Origin of the sequence: Litchfieldella qijiaojingensis, from assembly GCF_014651875.1 — a bacterium.
GTDB classification, from domain to species: Bacteria; Pseudomonadota; Gammaproteobacteria; order Pseudomonadales; family Halomonadaceae; genus Litchfieldella; species Litchfieldella qijiaojingensis.
Map to the genome: position 1 here is coordinate 61,427 of NZ_BMXS01000009.1, position 16,809 is coordinate 78,235.

The 16,809-nt window shown below is 61.4% G+C and carries 12 protein-coding genes; 5 read left to right on the plus strand and 7 right to left on the minus strand.

What is annotated here, in order from left to right; all coding sequences use genetic code 11:
- Window positions 1-168 precede the first annotated feature (168 nt).
- Complete coding sequence (locus tag IE093_RS10320; RefSeq protein WP_189468829.1) at window positions 169-2,139, plus strand: RecQ family ATP-dependent DNA helicase; 1,971 nt, start codon at window positions 169-171, stop codon at window positions 2,137-2,139.
- Here the strand turns inward: IE093_RS10320 and IE093_RS10325 are convergent.
- From IE093_RS10325 to IE093_RS10340, 4 genes are read right to left on the minus strand one after another with little or no spacing between them, the layout of a single operon-like run.
- Window positions 2,126-3,601 (minus strand): glutamate synthase subunit beta, encoded by a 1,476-nt coding sequence (locus IE093_RS10325; RefSeq protein ID WP_189468831.1) that lies wholly within the window; start codon window positions 3,599-3,601, stop codon window positions 2,126-2,128. The genes IE093_RS10320 and IE093_RS10325 overlap by 14 nt on opposite strands.
- A complete protein-coding gene (gene gltB / locus IE093_RS10330) occupies window positions 3,601-8,136 on the minus strand; it encodes a glutamate synthase large subunit (protein WP_189468833.1) in 4,536 nt (1,511 codons plus the stop codon). Before gltB ends, IE093_RS10325 begins: the two co-directional genes overlap by 1 nt.
- Window positions 8,137-8,179: 43 nt before the next feature.
- Window positions 8,180-8,791 carry a hypothetical protein gene (locus IE093_RS10335; protein WP_189468835.1) on the minus strand — a complete coding sequence of 204 codons (612 nt, stop codon included), beginning with the start codon at window positions 8,789-8,791 and terminating at the stop codon, window positions 8,180-8,182.
- Window position 8,792: 1 nt separating this feature from the next.
- Window positions 8,793-10,355 carry a sigma-54-dependent transcriptional regulator gene (locus tag IE093_RS10340; protein WP_189468837.1) on the minus strand — a complete coding sequence of 521 codons (1,563 nt, stop codon included), beginning with the start codon at window positions 10,353-10,355 and terminating at the stop codon, window positions 8,793-8,795.
- 250 nt (window positions 10,356-10,605) lie between these two features.
- Between IE093_RS10340 and phhA the strand changes: the two genes are divergently transcribed.
- From phhA to IE093_RS10355, 3 genes are read left to right on the plus strand one after another with little or no spacing between them, the layout of a single operon-like run.
- Window positions 10,606-11,415 (plus strand): phenylalanine 4-monooxygenase, encoded by an 810-nt coding sequence (gene phhA, locus IE093_RS10345; RefSeq protein ID WP_189468839.1) that lies wholly within the window; start codon window positions 10,606-10,608, stop codon window positions 11,413-11,415.
- A 52-nt stretch (window positions 11,416-11,467) separates the two neighbouring features.
- Window positions 11,468-11,806, plus strand: coding sequence for a 4a-hydroxytetrahydrobiopterin dehydratase (locus IE093_RS10350; protein WP_189468841.1), 339 nt, complete (start codon window positions 11,468-11,470; stop codon window positions 11,804-11,806).
- Complete coding sequence (locus tag IE093_RS10355; RefSeq protein ID WP_189468843.1) at window positions 11,807-12,997, plus strand: amino acid aminotransferase; 1,191 nt, start codon at window positions 11,807-11,809, stop codon at window positions 12,995-12,997. It abuts the gene before it with no gap.
- A gap of 82 nt (window positions 12,998-13,079) precedes the next feature.
- Here IE093_RS10355 and IE093_RS10360 read toward each other — a convergent pair whose 3' ends face one another.
- A complete protein-coding gene (locus IE093_RS10360; protein ID WP_189468845.1) occupies window positions 13,080-13,514 on the minus strand; it encodes a hypothetical protein in 435 nt (144 codons plus the stop codon).
- A 273-nt stretch (window positions 13,515-13,787) separates the two neighbouring features.
- Here IE093_RS10360 and IE093_RS10365 point away from each other — a divergent pair, with 273 nt between their 5' ends.
- Window positions 13,788-14,042: a hypothetical protein gene (locus IE093_RS10365; protein WP_189468847.1), complete on the plus strand. Its 255-nt coding sequence runs from the start codon at window positions 13,788-13,790 to the stop codon at window positions 14,040-14,042.
- A 6-nt stretch (window positions 14,043-14,048) separates the two neighbouring features.
- Here the strand turns inward: IE093_RS10365 and IE093_RS10370 are convergent, their stop codons facing one another.
- Both IE093_RS10370 and IE093_RS10375 read right to left on the minus strand, forming a co-directional pair.
- The gene (locus IE093_RS10370) at window positions 14,049-15,311 is read right to left on the minus strand and encodes a D-amino acid dehydrogenase (protein WP_189468849.1); all 1,263 of its coding nucleotides are present in this window, start codon (window positions 15,309-15,311) and stop codon (window positions 14,049-14,051) included.
- A 166-nt stretch (window positions 15,312-15,477) separates the two neighbouring features.
- Window positions 15,478-16,758 carry an MATE family efflux transporter gene (locus IE093_RS10375; RefSeq protein WP_189469005.1) on the minus strand — a complete coding sequence of 427 codons (1,281 nt, stop codon included), beginning with the start codon at window positions 16,756-16,758 and terminating at the stop codon, window positions 15,478-15,480.
- Window positions 16,759-16,809 lie beyond the last annotated feature (51 nt).

A 16,809-nucleotide genomic window follows, 5' to 3' on the forward strand; every position in this document is an offset into this window, starting at 1 on the left:
ACGAGCGACCTCAAGCGCAAGGCGCACGGAGCACAGGAACCGGAGCATATGGGGTATATGTGAGGCTTCCGAGCACCGCGCAACGCAGCGATTGAGCCGCGCAGGCATTTATTCGGTACTTCCTTTTGGTATGCTGATGTTTCCATCATGGCAAGGGAGTGCCGCAGCATGATCCAACAGACACTACAACAGGTTTTCGGCTACGACGACTTCCGGCCCGGCCAGCGCGAAGTGATCGAGGCCGTGGTCGCCGAACGCTCGGCAGCAGCGATCTTTCCTACCGGTTCCGGCAAGTCGCTGTGCTATCAATTGCCGGCCCTGCATTTGCCGCACTTGACCCTAGTGGTTTCACCGCTGCTGGCATTGATGCAGGATCAGCTGACGTTCTTGGCCCGGCATGGCATCGCGGCGGCAAGCATTGACTCCAGCCAGAGTCGTGAAGAGGCCGCCGCGGTCATGGACGGCGTCAAACGCGGCGAGATCCGTATCCTGATGATCTCGGTGGAGCGCCTCAAGAACGAGCGCTTTCGTGCCTTCATCGAGCGCGTGCCGATTTCGCTGCTGGTAGTCGACGAGGCCCACTGTATCTCCGAGTGGGGCCACAACTTCCGCCCCGACTACCTTAAACTGCCCGACTATCAGCGCCAGTTCGCCATCCCCCAGGTGCTGTTGCTCACTGCGACGGCTACCTCGCGGGTGATCGCCGATATGCGCGAGCGTTTCGGGATCTCGGCGGAAGATGTCATCACCACTGGTTTCTATCGGCCCAATCTCGACCTGCAGGTAGCACCAGTCCCCGCCAAACAGCGCGCCAGTACTCTGGTCGATTGGCTGCGGCCGCGCCTCGATGCCGCCACACCCCAACCCACTATCGTCTACGTGACCCTGCAGAAGACCGCCGAACAGCTTACCGCCTATCTCGGCAAGGCCGGACTCCCGGCTTGCGCCTACCACGCCGGGCTGGGTAACGAAGAGCGCGAACGAATCCAGCGTGAGTTCATGGCTGGCCGGGTGAACTGCATCGTCGCCACCATCGCCTTCGGCATGGGCATCGACAAGGCAGACATCCGCAACGTGGTGCACTTCGACCTGCCCAAATCGGTCGAGAACTACAGCCAGGAGATCGGCCGCGCCGGGCGCGACGGCCAACGCGCCGAATGCCTGGTGTTGGGGGGTCGCGATACCCTTGGAGTGCTGGAGAACTTCATCTACGGTGACACTCCCGAACTCGCGGGTATTCGCCGTGTGATCGATGAATTGCAGGCCGTCGCCACGAACGAGCCCAATGGCCAATGGGAGCTGATGCTAGGCGCGCTCTCGCAGCAAGCCGATATCCGCCCGCTGCCACTCAAGACGTTGCTGGTACAACTCGAACTGCACGGCATCATCGCCCCACGCTATACCTACTTCGCCGAGTACCGCTTCAAGTTCCTGATCGATCCCGAGACCCTGATCGCCGGTTTCGACGGCGAGCGGCGCGACTTCGTGGCGGCTATCGTCGAAGCCAGCGTGCGAGCCAAGACCTGGTGCAGCCTGGATTTCGACGCTCTCTACCGACTTGGCCAGGACCGCGGCCTGGATACCCGGCGTGCCCGAGTAATCACGGCGCTGGAGTATTTCAACGACAAGAGCTGGATCCAACTGGAAAGCAAGCAGATGACCGAGGTCTACCAAGTGCTTGCGCCTGACGCTGATCCGGCACGGCTGGCCGACCGGCTTCATGGTTACTTCCAGGACAAGGAGCGTGCCGAGGTCGCCCGTATCCATGCCATGCTCGAGCTGTTCGAGAGCGACACCTGCCTGAGTCAGCGTCTGGCCTGCCACTTCGGCGATGAGCGTGCACCCGAACATTGCGGTCACTGTTCCGTGTGTCGCGGTCAGGTTGCCAGGCTGCCCGAAACCACCGACCTTCCACCGCTTGATTCGCACGCCCCGGATGCCTTGTGCCAGCCACTAATAGAGCGCTATCGCGAATGCCAGGGCTCCGAACCCTCGCCAGCGCTGTTGACCCGCTTCCTGTGCGGCATCACCACGCCATTACTCACCCGGCTCAAGGCCAGGCAGTTGCCCAGTTTCGCGGCGCTGGAAGCCTATTCCTATGCAGAGGTTCAGGATTGGTTGGAGATCAATCATCGGTAGGTGAAGTGAGGGTCTGAAGACTAGGCGGCAACTGCGATTCCCCCATCAGGTAGATATCGATATGGCGTGCGACGTCACGCCCTTCGCCGATCGCCCAGACCACTAGCGAGGCTCCGCGGCGGGCATCGCCACTGGCGAAGACGCCATCCAGATTGGTCATCATGGTCTCATCGGCGGCCAGCGTGCCGTTATCATCGAGCTTTAGCCCTTGGTCAACGAATGCCTGGGCCTGGGCGCCCTGAAAGCCAATAGCGATCAGCACCAGGTCGGCGGGAATACGGATATCCTCCTCGAGTACCGTCTTGTCCTTGCGCCGCCCTTGGGCGTCGAGGGTCCATTTGACGCGCTCGGTGATCAGCGCATCCACGACGCCATCGCCATCGTCGTCGACGAAAGCAGTGACATTGAGCGCGAACAGCGCCCGGCCACCCTCTTCCAGAGCATAGGTCTGCTCGTAGATGCGCGGCTGCCATGGCCAGGGATTGTCGGTGGGTCGGGTCGGCGGCGGTTGTTCGCGGACACTGATCTGCGCCACGTCAAGCGCACCCTGGCGATGCGCGGTGGCCACGCAGTCGGCACCGGTGTCGCCCCCGCCCAGTACCACCACTCGCTTGCCATGGGCGTCGATCGTTGGGTTGCCGCGACCTGCCTGGTGGCGATTCTCGGCGGTGAGATAAGGCATACCGTAGTGAATGCCTGCCAGTTCGCGCCCGGGTACCGTGACATCGCGATGCTGCTGGGCGCCAATCGCCAGGCACACCGCATCGAAACGTTCACGCAACTGTGCCAATGACATCGCAGGGCCGATTTCGACCCCAGTGCGGAACTCGATACCTTCTTTGCGCAGTTGGTCGAGCCGCCGCTCGACCTGATGCTTGGCGAACTTGAAGTCGGGGATACCCAGTGTCATCAACCCGCCAAGCGCTTCGTCGCGTTCGAATACCGTGACCCGGTGCCCGGCACGGTTGAGTTGCTGGGCGCACGCCAGCCCGGCCGGGCCGCTGCCGACCACCGCCACCCGCTTGCCGGTGCGTCGTAGCGGCGGTTCGGGGCGGATCCAACCCATCTCCCAACCACGGTCGACGATCGCCCGCTCGAGACTCTTGATGGCCACGGCATCGGCGTTATAGGCCAGCGTACAGGCCGGCTCGCATGGTGCCGGACAGGTATAGCCGGTGAACTCGGGAAAATTGTTGGTGGCATGCAGGCGTGCGAGGGCCTCGCGCCAGCGCCCACGCACCACCAGGTCGTTCCATTCCGGGATCAGGTTGCCGATCGGGCAGCCGCCCATGCAGGTCGGTACGCCGCAATCCATGCAGCGCTCGCCCTGCTGACGCAGGTGTTCTTCCCGCCAGCTCGGTGCATAGATCTCGCGGTAGTCACCGATACGCTCGTGCGGATCGCGCTTGCCGATCGGCTCGCGCGAATGCCTGAGAAAACCGTCGGGATGATTCTCGTCCATCAGGCTACCTCCCGGGCCGCCGCCGGAGGTGCGACACGGATGTCGCGCCCCCGCGCCAGTTCGCGGCCCACCACCTCGGCATAGGCCTCGGGCACGACCTTGACCAGCTTCGCCAAGCTTGCGGACCAGTCATCGAGCAGTTGCTTTGCGCGGCGGCTGCCGGTGTAGGCGTAGTGGTTTTCCAGCAGACGTTGCACCAAGGCAAAGTCACGCGCCTCTTTCACGGTTTGCAACCCCACCCGCTCGGCATTGACCCGTTCGGCCAAGTCGCCCTGCTCGTCGAACAGGTAGGCTTCGCCACCGCTCATGCCAGCAGCGAAGTTCTTGCCGCACGGACCGAGAATCAACGCCACGCCCCCGGTCATGTACTCGCAACCGTGATCGCCGACGCCCTCGACCACGGCCAGTGCACCGGAGTTGCGTACGCAGAAGCGCTCGCCGGCCAAGCCATTGATGTAGGCCTCGCCACTGGTGGCACCGAACAGTGCGACATTGCCGATGATGACGTTGTCAGCGGCGGAGTAACCAGCCTGCGGCGGGGTGCGCACGCTGATCCGGCCGCCCGACAGCCCCTTGCCAAGATAGTCGTTGGCATCGCCGGTCAAATGCAGGCTGATGCCCTGGGCGACGAAGGCCCCGAAGCTCTGGCCAGCAGAGCCTTGCAGATGAATGCAGGTAGTATCGTCGGCGGGCATGGCCGGTGCGTAGCGCTTGACCAGCGCCGAGGAAAGCAGGGTTCCGACAGTGCGATCGCGATTGCATACCTTGGTCTCGATACGCACCGGCTCACCACGCTCGAGTGCTGGCGCGGCTTGGGCGATCAGGCGTTGGTCGAGCTTGCCCTCAAGCTGGTGGTTCTGTTCGCGTGTCTTGTAAGGGGTATCGGTAGACTCCACCTGAGCCAGCAACTCACCGACATCCAACGCGATGCCTCGGGGATGCGTCACCTCGCGCGGACGCAGGCGATCGACACGTCCGATCATGTCCTGCAACGAAGCAAAGCCAAGCGCGGCCATGATCTCGCGTAGCTCCTCAGCAACGAAGCGCAGATAGGTGATGATGTGCTCGGCCTCGCCATCGAAGCGTTCGCGCAGCCTGGGATCCTGGGTCGCCACGCCCACCGAGCAGGTGTTGCAGTGGCACTTGCGCAGCAGCAGGCAGCCGACGACGACCATCGGCGCAGTGCCGAAACCGAACTCCTCGGCGCCCAACAGTGCCGCCATGGCCACGTCACGACCGGTCTTCATGCCACCGTCGGTACGCACGGTGATGCGCGAGCGCAGGTTGTTGGCCATCAGCACCCGGTGGGTTTCGGCCAGCCCCAGTTCCCACGGCGTGCCGGTATGCTTGATCGACGTTTTCTTGGCCGCCCCGGTGCCGCCGGCGTCGCCGGAGATCAGCACCGCATCGGCTCGCGCCTTGGCCACGCCGGCGGCAATGGTGCCGACATTGGCCTTGGAAACCAGCTTGACGTGGATCTCGGCCTCGGGATTGGCGCACTTGAGATCGTGGATCAACTGGGCCAGATCCTCGATCGAATAGATATCGTGATGCGGTGGTGGCGAAATCAGCCCGACCCCGGGCACCGTGAAGCGGACCTCGGCGATCGCCTCGTCGACCTTGCCTCCAGGCAATTCGCCGCCCTCACCCGGCTTGGCGCCCTGGGCCATCTTGATCTCGATCTGACGGGCACTGGCCAGGTAGTGCGCGGTGACCCCGAAGCGCCCCGAGGCACATTGCTTCATCGAGTTTTCGGCCTCGGTACCGAAGCGCTCGACCTGCTCTCCTCCCTCCCCACTGCCGGCCTTGCCTCCGATACGGTTCATGGCGATCGCCATAACTTCATGGGCCTCGCGAGACAGGGCACCGAACGACATCGAGCCAGTGCCGAAACGCTTGAGAATCGATTCGACCGGCTCGACCTCTTCGAGCGGAATCGAACGCTGCGGCTCGATATCGAAATCGAGCAGACCGCGCAACGTCTGCAAGCAGCGGCTCTGGTCGTTGATGGCTTCGGCGAAGCACCGGTAGCTCTCGGCATCGTTGTGGCGGGCCGCCTGCTGCAGGTAGCCGATGGTGCGCGGATTCCACTGATGCCATTCACCATCGCGCCGCCAGTAGAAATCGCCACCCTGCAACAACCGCAGGTTGCCGGCGATACGGTCGCTGTAGGCGACTGCATGGGCCTGCTCGGTTTCATCCTCGATCGTAGCGAGCCCGACACCAGGAATGTACGCCGGAGTCCCCGTGAAGCAGTCGTCGACCAATGATGGGGCCAGGCCGATGCATTCGAAGGTCTGCGCGCCTTTGTAGCTCTCCAGCGTGGAAATCCCCATCTTGGCCATGACCTTGAGCAGGCCGTCCTCAATGGCGAGACGATAGGTATGGCGTGCCGCGGCGCTGCTCTCGACGCCGGAGAGTGCGCCCTCGACCTGCAGATGTTCGAGGCTGCGATAGGCCAGCCACGGATAAATGGCATCTGCGCCATAACCAACCAGAGTACAGTAGTGATGCACCGCATAGGGCTCGCCACTGCACAGCACCAGTGAGGCTCGGGTGCGTTTGCCGGCCCGGATCAAGCCATGGTGGACGGCACCGACTGCCAGCAATGAGGGAACGGCAACCCGTTCGGGCCCCACCTGGCGATCGTCGAGAACCAATAGGGTAGCGCTGGCATCGACGGCGGCCTCGGCGTCGCGGCGCAGGCGTTCGATCACTGCGGCTAAGCCCTGGCCCGGTGGATAGGTGATGTCGATCGTTTGTGCGCGCAGACCCTCGCGATCGAGTCTGGCAAGGGTCGCGAACTCCCGATCATCGAGGATTGGGCTCTCGAGCCGTAACCTTCGGCAATGCTCCGGGGTCTCGCCCAGCAGGTTGCTCTGATAGCCGAGGTGACCGCTCAGCGAGGTGACCAGCGCCTCGCGCAGGTAATCCAGTGGCGGGTTGGTAACCTGGGCGAAGAGTTGATGGAAGTAGGCGAACAGCGGCTTGCGCTGGGCCGACAAGGCGGCCAACGGGGTATCGTTACCCATCGCGCCCAGTGGGTCCTTGCCGGATTCGGCCATCGGCGCCATCAGCACACGAAGCCCCTCGAGCGTGTAGCCGAAAGCGCATTGATAGGCGGCGAGTGTCGCCGGGTCGAGTGCATCGATGACGGGCTCGGGGGCACCGTCGAGGAGATCGGCGAGCCTGACCCGATGCCTGGCCAACCACTCGGCATAGGGAGCGGCGTGGGCCAAGTGATGGAAGACCTCATCCTCGGGAATGATGCGTCCTTCACGGGTATCGGCCAGGAATAGTTGGCCCGGACGCAGCCGCCCTTGCATCACGATCTCGCCGAACTCGGTGTCTAGCGTACCGCTCTCGCTGGCCATGATCAGCTTGTCGTCACGGGTCAGACAGTATCGGCAGGGGCGCAGGCCATTACGGTCGATGACCGCCCCAAGCACATCGCCATCCGTGGCCACGACGAGCGCTGGCCCATCCCACGGCTCCATGAGGGAAGCATGGTAGTCATAGAAAGCCCGACGTTCCGGGGCCATCGCCGGGTCCTTCTCCCAGGCCTCGGGAATCAGCATGCGCAACGCATGAGGTAGAGAACGACCACCGGCCAGCAGCAGTTCCAGTACGTGATCGAATTCGGCGGAATCGCTCTGGCCGTCTTCGGCCAGAACCGGCTTGATCCGCGCAATATCGGTGCCAAAACGCGGGCTCTCCAGCAACGCCTCGCGTGCGCGCATCCAGTTGACATTACCGCGCAAGGTGTTGAACTCGCCATTATGCACGAGGGCGCGATAGGGATGAGCGAGTTCCCAGGCCCCTAGGGTATTGGTAGAAAATCTCGAGTGCACCAGTACCAGCGAGCTTTCCACCCGTGCATCGCACAGGTCCGCATAGTAGCCAGCCAACTGGGCACAGGTCAGCAAGCCCTTGTAGACGATACGCCGCCGATCCAGGCTGCAGATATAGAACAGGTTGGCTCCCTCGCCACTCAGGCCTCGCTGGCGGACACGATTCTGGATCTCGCAGCGCAACACATAAAGGCCGACATCCAATGCCTCGGGCGACATGGGTTTCTCGGGCGCGATGAAACACTGTTCCACCACGGGTTCGGAATCCAGCGCGGTGCGCCCCAGCCCTCGGTGGTTGGTGGGAACGTGACGCCAGGCCAGGAGCCGATAGCCCTGCGACTTGATGACTGATTCCATCAGTCGCTTGATAGCGGAGCATCGCGCTTTGTCCTGGGGAAGGAAAAGCTGGCCTACACCATAGCTACCGGCGCTGGGTAGGCCGGGGATGGCTGCGGCGAAAAAGCGGTGCGGCACCTGCAACAGTATTCCAGCGCCGTCACCGGTATTTTCCTCGGCGCCACGCGCCCCACGGTGATCGAGATTACGCAGCATGCGCAATCCATCCTCGATCAGGTCATGCGTGGCCTGGCCACGCACGTTGACCAGCGCACCAACACCGCAGTTGGCATAACCGGCGCGAGGGTCGAAGGACGCCTTGCGGGTCTTGCCTGCCGGGTATCGCATGAATGTCGCTACCCCCGCCTAATGGCTTCGCATTTTTTCCATACTAGGACATCTGGCGCCAACGCTGCAGGCCGAACACCAACAGGTGTACCGGCAGGTAGATGGCCACCGGCCACAACAGCATCAGCCCGATCAGGTAGAGCAGCGGGTCGAGGCTATCTTGGGGCTGACCGAAAGGACCATGCACCCAGTTGATATTGCGTTCTGGATCGGTGAAGAGATAAGTCAGGGGGATCGCAATCCAGGTCAGGGCGGTCTGCCACAAGATGGCGCGCCGGTCGAACCCCAGCCGCCACACCGCGAAGCCCGCCACCAGTGGCAGGATCAGATGATAGAGCGACAGTGCCCGTGTCACCGGAGGGTGCTCTGGATCGAACATGTATTCGGTGCCGCCGATGGGATGCACACCGGTCAACCATGCAGTTCCTACGTCCACCGCCCATAACAGGCCCACCAGCAATACCGACAGCAATTGCATCGACAGCAATCGCCGGCTCTCGGTCCACAACCCCACCAGAATCAGGAAGTTGGCCAGGTTACACAGCCAGAAGAAGTTCTGGTGGCCGAGCAGCACCACGTAGGTCGGCGCCCAGCCGAGAATCCAAGCGGTAAACGCCAGCTTGAGCCATAGCGGTATGCGATGTCTCACCGGCATATCAGGATGCCTCCTCGCCTATCCCATGGCGCTTGAGCTTATTGGCGATGGTGGTGTGCGATACACCCAGCCGCCTGGCCAACAGGCGGCTGGAGGGATATTGGGGATAAAGCGCTGTCAGCACACGCTTTTCCACCTCGCCGAGAATGTCGGCCAAACTGCCGTCCAGATCGATACCGGACAGGCCCGGTGTCGGCCCCACATCGGGCAGGCGCAGGTGCGAGGGTTCGATCGTCGTTCCTTCGCACAGCGACACCGCCTGGAACAACACATTCTCGAGTTGACGCACATTGCCGGGCCAGTGATAGGAGGACAGTCGCGCCAGTGCCGCGGGAGAGAGCCTGGGCAAAGGGCAGCCGATCTGACGTGAAGCACGATCGATGAAATGGTTGGCCAGTTCCTCGATGCCATCGAGACAGTCGCGCAGCGGTGGTACCTGTACCGAGAGCACGTTCAGGCGATGATAGAGATCCTGGCGGAACCGCCCGGCGGTGCACAGCGCCGGAAGATCCTGCTGGGTAGCACAGATCACCCGCACATCCAGGAAGGTTTCTTCGTCGCTACCCACACGCCGGAAGCCACCATCCTGCAAGAAGCGCAATAGTTTGACCTGGAGACGGGGGCTCATCTCTCCAACCTCGTCGAGGAAGATGGTGCCGCCGGCGGTAAGCTCCAGCAACCCCAGCTTGCCTTCCGGGCGGGCGCCCTCGAAGGCACCGGGGGCATAGCCGAACAGCTCGGTTTCGGCCATTGACTCCGGCAGCCCCGCACAGTTGAGCGCCATGAACGGCGCCTGCCCTCGAGGACTGGCCAAATGGCAGGCACGGGCCAGCAACTCCTTACCAGTACCGGTTTCGCCCTCGATCAACAGCGGCGCGTCCAGCGGCGCCATGCGCCTTGCCTCGCGGATCAAGGCGGCCAGTCGTGGGCTCGACTGGAAGATCGCCTCGAAGCCCCGCAATTCCTGACGCTGCACATGATAGATACGCTCACCGATGCGGTCAGCACGGTGCAGGGTGACCACCGCTCCCGCCAACGAGGCCACATCGTCGTCGTTCTCGCTGTGCAAGGGGGCGATATCGGCCAGATAGGTAGCTTCCCCCAACTTCAGGCGCAAACCGTTGACCCTGGCATTGTTGCGGCGTATCAACTCGGGCAGGTCAAGATCGGGCAGGTAACGGTCGAGCGACAATCCCGGCACCTCATCCACACGCACGCCAAGCATCTGTCCGGCCACACGGTTGGCGGCCACGATATGCCCTTCCATATCGATCGACATCACCGGATCCGACAGCGATGACAGCAAGGCATCGAGTTCCAGATGGCGCCGCTCGCTGGGCATCAGACTGACGCGCTTGACGCTGAACACGCCGGGGATGGTTTCCAGGGTTGGCTTGAGAGTTGCCAGTTGCGCATTGAGCAGGTGCGGCAAGTGCAGATAGATGGTATTACCGTGATCCCCACCAACCTCGCCACGCGCGACGTTGACGCCATAGTCAGCGAAGTGGGAAACGATGTCGCGCAGGATGCCGATTCGATTCTGACAATGGAACTTGAGGCGCATGAAGTGATCTTTTTCGTCAAGGGGACGTGACTCAACTGTCAACATAGCGTGACAGGCATGCTCACTCAATCTCGGGAGTTCAACTCGTTCGCCTTCATTTCCTTTGATGATCTCCTTTCTGTAAGAAAATCCTTACACTTACGACTTCTCTTGGCATGCCTCGGAACCACGAGATCACTTCCCCCAACGCCAGCTCCCTCTATGCTGGAGAACATTCCCTTTCATATCACAACATCCTGGGAGGCTCGCGATGAAAAAGTCGACCAAATACCAGGCCCGGATGCCGGATGCCAACGGTCACATCGCCTACAGCGATCAGGAGCATGCCACCTGGAAGGCGCTGATGGAGCGCCAGATGGCGATCATCGAAGGGCGAGTATGTCAGGAATACCTCGATGGGATGGAACGCTTGGCCCTACCTATCGACCATATCCCTCAACTCGCCGAGGTGGATCGGGTGCTCCTCGAGACCACCGGCTGGCAGACCGCCCAGGTGCCGGCGCTGATCCCCTTCGATACCTTCTTCGAATTGCTGGCCAGTCGACGCTTCCCGGTAGCAACCTTCATTCGCACCCCCGAAGAACTCGACTACCTTCAAGAGCCGGACATCTTCCATGAGCTTTTCGGCCATTGTCCGATGCTCGCCAACCCCGACTTCGCCGAATTCACCGCCACCTACGGCAAGCTCGGGCTGGCGGCCAGCAAGCAGGAACGCGTCTACCTGGCCAGGCTGTACTGGATGACCGTGGAGTTCGGCCTGGTGGATACGCCTCAAGGCCGGAGAATCTATGGCGGCGGCATCATCTCCTCGCCCAAGGAGACATTGTACGCACTATCCGACGTCCCCGAGCATTACCCATTCGATCCACTCGATGCGATGCGCACGCCCTACCGCATCGACATCCTGCAACCGCTCTACTACGTGCTTGACGGCCTGCATACCCTGCACGACCTTTCTAGGCAGGATCTCATGGCCTTGGCGCACCAGGCCATGGCACTGGGCTTGTATCCGCCCAAGTTCCCGCCGAAGCCAAGCGAGCCGCAAGCCGCCAACGCTTGAGCCAGGGCAATTGATACCCCTACCACCAACTGACGACGAATCAGGAGACCCTATGAGCGATCTGACTCAACAACAATGCGAAGCTTGCGACTGGGATGCCCCGCGCGTGACGGAAGCCGAGATCGAAGAGTACAAGAAGCAGATTCCCGAGTGGCAGATCGTCGAACACGATGGCATCATGCAACTGGAGCGGACTTTCAAGTTCCGCAACTTCAAGCAAGCCCTCGATTTCACCAACAGAGTAGGCGAAATCGCCGAGGAAGCTGGCCATCATCCGGGGCTTCTGACCGAGTGGGGCAAGGTCACGGTCACCTGGTGGTCCCACAAGATCAAGGGCCTGCACAAGAACGACTTCATCATGGCAGCCAAAACCGACGAGGTAGCAGCGTAAATGTTCGAGCAGATTCAGCGGGTGCCCGGGGATGCCATCCTCGGGCTTATCGAGGCCTTCAACAAGGATACCAACCCCAACAAGGTCGACCTGGGGGTAGGCGTCTACCGCGATGCCAAAGGCACCACGCCGATCATGCGGGCCGTCAAGGAGGCCGAGGCGCTGCTGCTGAAGAATGAGACCACCAAGAGCTATATCGGCTCGCATGGTGATCCACGTTACGGCAATATGATCCTGCCCATGGTGCTGGGCGAGGATTCTCCGATCCTGGCCGCCGGTCGCGCCAGTGCCACCCAGTCGCCCGGCGGCACTGGAGCGTTGCGCCTGGCAGCGGATTTCATCCACAGCCAATTGCCCGGCAAGGGCATCTGGGTCAGTGATCCCACCTGGCCGAACCATTTGGGCATCTTCCAGGCTGCCGGCCTCAAGCTCAGCAAATACCCCTATGTCGATGCCGAAAACCGTCTGGATTTCGACGGCATGCTCGCCGCGCTCAAGCAGATCCCGGTGGGCGACGTGGTGGTGCTGCACGCCTGCTGCCATAACCCGTCGGGTTTCGACCTGTCCCACGAGCAGTGGCACGACGTGCTGAAAGTAGTGCAAGAGCGTGAACTGTTGCCCTTGGTCGACTTCGCCTACCAAGGCTTCGGCGATGGCCTTGAGGAGGATGCCTTCGGCGTTCGTCTGCTGGCCGAGAATCTCGACGAGATGCTGATCACCAGTTCCTGTTCGAAAAACTTCGGGCTCTATCGGGAGCGTACCGGCTGCATGATCATGGTGGCCAGGAACAACGAACAGATGGAGAACGTGCGCTCGCAAATGGCGATCGTCGCTCGCGAGAACTACTCCAACCCGCCCGCTCACGGTGCCGCCATCGTCACCGAGATCCTCGAGTCCGCCGAGCTGGCGGCGCAGTGGCGCGAGGAACTCACCGAGATGCGTGACCGGATCAACGGCTTGCGCCGCGACTTCGTCGAGGCACTGGCGCCTTACGGTCTGGACAAGAAATACGCCTGTGTCGGCGAACAGCGCGGCATGTTCTCCTACACCGGCCTGACCCCGGAGCAGGTGGACCGTCTGCGCGACGAATTCGGCATCTACATGGTGCGTTCGGGCCGCGCCAACGTGGCGGGACTAGCCAACGAAAACCTGCCTTACGTGGCCAAGGCCATCGCCGCGGTGAACGATTGATCGCGATGCAGGGACCGTAACGTCCAACGCCCGGGAGAGATCCCGGGCGTTTTCGTTGATGCAGTAATGTCGGATCAGGCCACTACTGGGTGACGGCGCCTTCTGCGTCTCCCGAAACTTCCGCGTCGGCTCCGAGTTCCAGACGATTCGTCACTTCCTCTTCGGTATCCATTGCGGTATCGACGGCGGTCTCACCAGTGTCAGTCACTTCGTCGATCAGCTCATCGGCGTCACTGCCACCGCTTGCTTCAACGTCACCTTCGACAGAGGCTTCCGCCGAGGCACGGCCATCCTGGTCATGTCCCGCAGTCGCCGTGTTGCCCTCCACGGATGCTGCGGTTCCGACATCCGCCGATCCACCGGCCGCCATTGCTCCAGTGGCATCGCTGGCTGCCGATGCCTCGCTCCCGATTTCGGCCGCTACGGCCTGTGCCTCCCGCTCATGGAAGTAGGTCACCATGGCACCGGATGCCAACCCCGCGATGGCGATTCCCAAGGCAAGTGTCTTCAGGTTCATAGATCCTCCGTGGATCCCGCGCGATCCTCACACGGGCAATAGTGCATTCCGAATGATGGCTAATCGGGGCCTGCCGCCCTGTCAGCCAGCGCCCATCCCTGGGCCGGCGACATCCTTGGTGAAACGAAGCCTCCTACGTCCCTCTCCTGGCCGGTTTGGCGACCTGGCCTACCCGAGCCGCAGATACTCACTCCTTTAAAGCATCTCGCCATCCTTTGATGATTGCGCATCCCTCGCATTGGCCAACTTCGTTCCTTATCGGGCAGAGCGATCATGCCACTGCCCTACACCTGCCATTGCGAACAGCATGCCAAGGACAAAAAAATCACAGCAAAAACAAAAGGTTATTTAAGAACAGCGTTTCTTATCGGTGCGGACGGCGAATACGGAACGGAAAAATCTGTTGCAGAACGACGACCTTGTAAAAAGCGACAAATAAAAGCCAATGAAATCAGCATGTTAATGTGTCGCAAAAAACAGACGGCCTTGCCGCGGATAGCGGCAAGGCCGTCAATGAGGGAAGTCTGAGGATCGTCAGGCAGCGTCGTAGCGCGTGACATCCAGACCGTTGGGGTCGATCTCCGGCCGACGCCCCGCCATCAGATCGGCAAGCAGATGACCACTGCCGCAGCTCATGGTCCAGCCCAGTGTGCCATGGCCGGTATTGAGCCACAGGTTGTCATACCGAGTTGCGCCAATGATCGGCGTGGAGTCAGGCGTCATGGGGCGCAAACCAGTCCAGAACTCGGCCTTTTCGACATCGCCGCCTTCCGGGAATACATCGCGCACCACCATGCTGATGGTAGCACGACGCTTCTCCAGCAGGCTCAGGTCATAGGAGGCCAGCTCGGCGGTGCCGCCCACCCGGATCCGATTGTCGAAGCGCGAGATTGCCACCTTGAAGGTCTCGTCCATCACCGTGGACTGAGGTGCCCCTCCGTCGTCGGTCACCGGCACAGTCAGACTGTAACCCTTGACCGGATAGATCGGCAGACGAATGCCCAGGTCCTTGACCAGGAACTTGGAGAAGCTGCCCATGCACACTACATAGGCGTCGGCACTCAGCTTGTCGGCGTTGGTCACCACCGACTCGATACGCCCGCCACTGTGCTCGAGGCGTTGGATCTCGATCCCGAAGCGGAAATTCACACCCAGCCGCTCACGGCAGTAGTCGGCCAGACGGTTGGTGAACAGGTAGCAGTCGCCGGTCTGGTCGTCGGGCAAATGCAGCCCGCCCACGAACTTGCCGGGCACCCGTGCCAACGCCGGCTCCACCGCCTGAATTTCCTTGGCATCGAGCAGCTTGTGGCGCACCCCGCATTGCTCGAGTACCTTCATATCCTTGCTCGCCGCCGCCACTTGGCTGTCGTAACGGAATAGCTGCAACAGGCCGCGCTGGCGGTCCTCGTAGCGAATGCCGGTCTCTTCGCGCAAGGCATTGATGCAGCTGCGGCTGTATTCGGCGATACGCACCATGCGTTCCTTGTTGACGGCATAGCGCTCGGGAGTGCAGTTGCCGAACATCTGCATCATGAAGCGCGCCATGGGAGGATCCATCTTGGGTTGGATCTTCAGCGGTGCATGTTCCTGGAACATCCACTTGACCGCCTTCTGGGGAATGCCAGGCGCCGCCCAAGGCGAGGAGAAACCGAAGGATACCTGGCCAGCGTTGCCATAACTGGTTTCCATGGCCGGGCTGGACTGACGGTCGACGACCGTGACCTCATGCCCCTGCCGCGCCAGATAGTACGCGCTGGTGACACCCACCACCCCACTACCGAGAACCAGTACCTTCATTGCCTTTCCCCTCTTGTTGGTCGTTGTCGCGAGGCCGCGAATCGATGCTCGCAGTATAAAGAGGAGAAGGATGAAATTATTCTGAATTTTAATAGAAAACTAGGCTATGAATTCAAATTTTCAGCAGAAAACCAGATTAACTTTTTAAAGAACACTGTTTTAAATACTATTCCACCACCCTGAATCTTGCGGAATGTATCCCCCATCGATAGAGCTGCCAGGCCAAGATCCCAGCCAGCGCGTTGCCTACCGCGGCACCAGCCGCAAGCCCGGTCACTCCGGACAATTGCGCCCCCAACCACAGGCATGGCAGGTAACAGACGAACAGCCGCACCCCGGACATCAACATCGCCCCCAACGGCCAGCCCAAGGCATTGCCGGCTGACACCACCAGCATGCAGATCCCCAGCAAGGCATAACTCGGCAGCATGAAACGCATCAACATCGCCAGATCGTTGCGTACTTCCGGACTCCCCGACAACGCCAACGCTACCCAAGGCGCAGCAACGGCCAGTATCACCCCGATCACCAACTGCCATATAACCACCACCTTGAACGCCAAATGCATCAAGCGCTCGACCTGGGCCCAATCGCCCGCTCCGTAACAACGCCCCAACCAAGGCGGCAGCGACATGGTCAAGGCCAGGACTACCATCAAGGAAACGGTTTCCAGCCGACTCGCCAATCCCCAGGCAGCGACCGTCGTCTCCCCTAACGTTGCGACGACACTGATAGCCAGCATAGCGGCCAACGGTGGCATCAACTGGCCGATCATCGCCGGCCCAGCGATACCGGCGAAGGATAGTGCCGAACGCCTAGCCTCTGCGACCAAGCCATGTCGCGCCAACCAATCGGTGGCTCTCAAGCGGGAGCTCAATATCGTCAAACCAGTGAGAAAAGCCGACACCGTAGCCCAGGCGGCGCCAGGCAACCCCAACCCTTGCCAAGGACCAATACCGAAGATCAGCAGCGGGTCCAATAGCAGGTTGACCAGACTGGTCAAGACCATCAGCTTTCCCGGTAGTCGCGTATCGCCATGCGCGCGGAACAGGCTATAGCCGAAATAGAGCACTGCCCCCAGCCACGCCGCCAGCAACTGCGGCCCCCAATAACCACCGATCAGAGTCAGGGTGCCTTCGTCGGCGCCTAGACGCAGGAAAATCGGTCGGTGCGCCACCCACAGGCCCGTGGCCAATCCCCCGATGAGGATAGTTCCAGTCAACAGCACCAGGCTGCCCAGACGTCGGGCCCGAGCCGGATCACCGCCCCCCAGGGTTCGCGAGATCAGAGCGGCGATGGCGATGCCCAGTCCGACCTGAACGCCGATGATCAGAAAGGACAAGGGAAAGGTGAAGGATTGCGCCGCCAGTGGCGCCGTGCCCAGGCGCGCAATGAAGGCACTATCGACGAGTTGGAAGCCCAGCAGCGACAAGATGCCAATGGCCATCGGCCAGGTCTGGCACCATAGCTGGCGACCCAGCGTACGAGAAGCAGGAAC

Coding starts and splice junctions, on each gene's coding strand:
- IE093_RS10320 (WP_189468829.1), top strand. CDS start 169: ATGATCCAACAGACACTACAACAGGTTTTCGGCTACGACGACTTCCGG.
- IE093_RS10325 (WP_189468831.1), bottom strand. CDS start 3,601: ATGGACGAGAATCATCCCGACGGTTTTCTCAGGCATTCGCGCGAGCCG.
- gltB (WP_189468833.1), bottom strand. CDS start 8,136: ATGCGATACCCGGCAGGCAAGACCCGCAAGGCGTCCTTCGACCCTCGC.
- IE093_RS10335 (WP_189468835.1), bottom strand. CDS start 8,791: ATGCCGGTGAGACATCGCATACCGCTATGGCTCAAGCTGGCGTTTACC.
- IE093_RS10340 (WP_189468837.1), bottom strand. CDS start 10,355: ATGCGCCTCAAGTTCCATTGTCAGAATCGAATCGGCATCCTGCGCGAC.
- phhA (WP_189468839.1), top strand. CDS start 10,606: ATGAAAAAGTCGACCAAATACCAGGCCCGGATGCCGGATGCCAACGGT.
- IE093_RS10350 (WP_189468841.1), top strand. CDS start 11,468: ATGAGCGATCTGACTCAACAACAATGCGAAGCTTGCGACTGGGATGCC.
- IE093_RS10355 (WP_189468843.1), top strand. CDS start 11,807: ATGTTCGAGCAGATTCAGCGGGTGCCCGGGGATGCCATCCTCGGGCTT.
- IE093_RS10360 (WP_189468845.1), bottom strand. CDS start 13,514: ATGAACCTGAAGACACTTGCCTTGGGAATCGCCATCGCGGGGTTGGCA.
- IE093_RS10365 (WP_189468847.1), top strand. CDS start 13,788: ATGCCACTGCCCTACACCTGCCATTGCGAACAGCATGCCAAGGACAAA.
- IE093_RS10370 (WP_189468849.1), bottom strand. CDS start 15,311: ATGAAGGTACTGGTTCTCGGTAGTGGGGTGGTGGGTGTCACCAGCGCG.
- IE093_RS10375 (WP_189469005.1), bottom strand. CDS start 16,758: ATGGCCATTGGCATCTTGTCGCTGCTGGGCTTCCAACTCGTCGATAGT.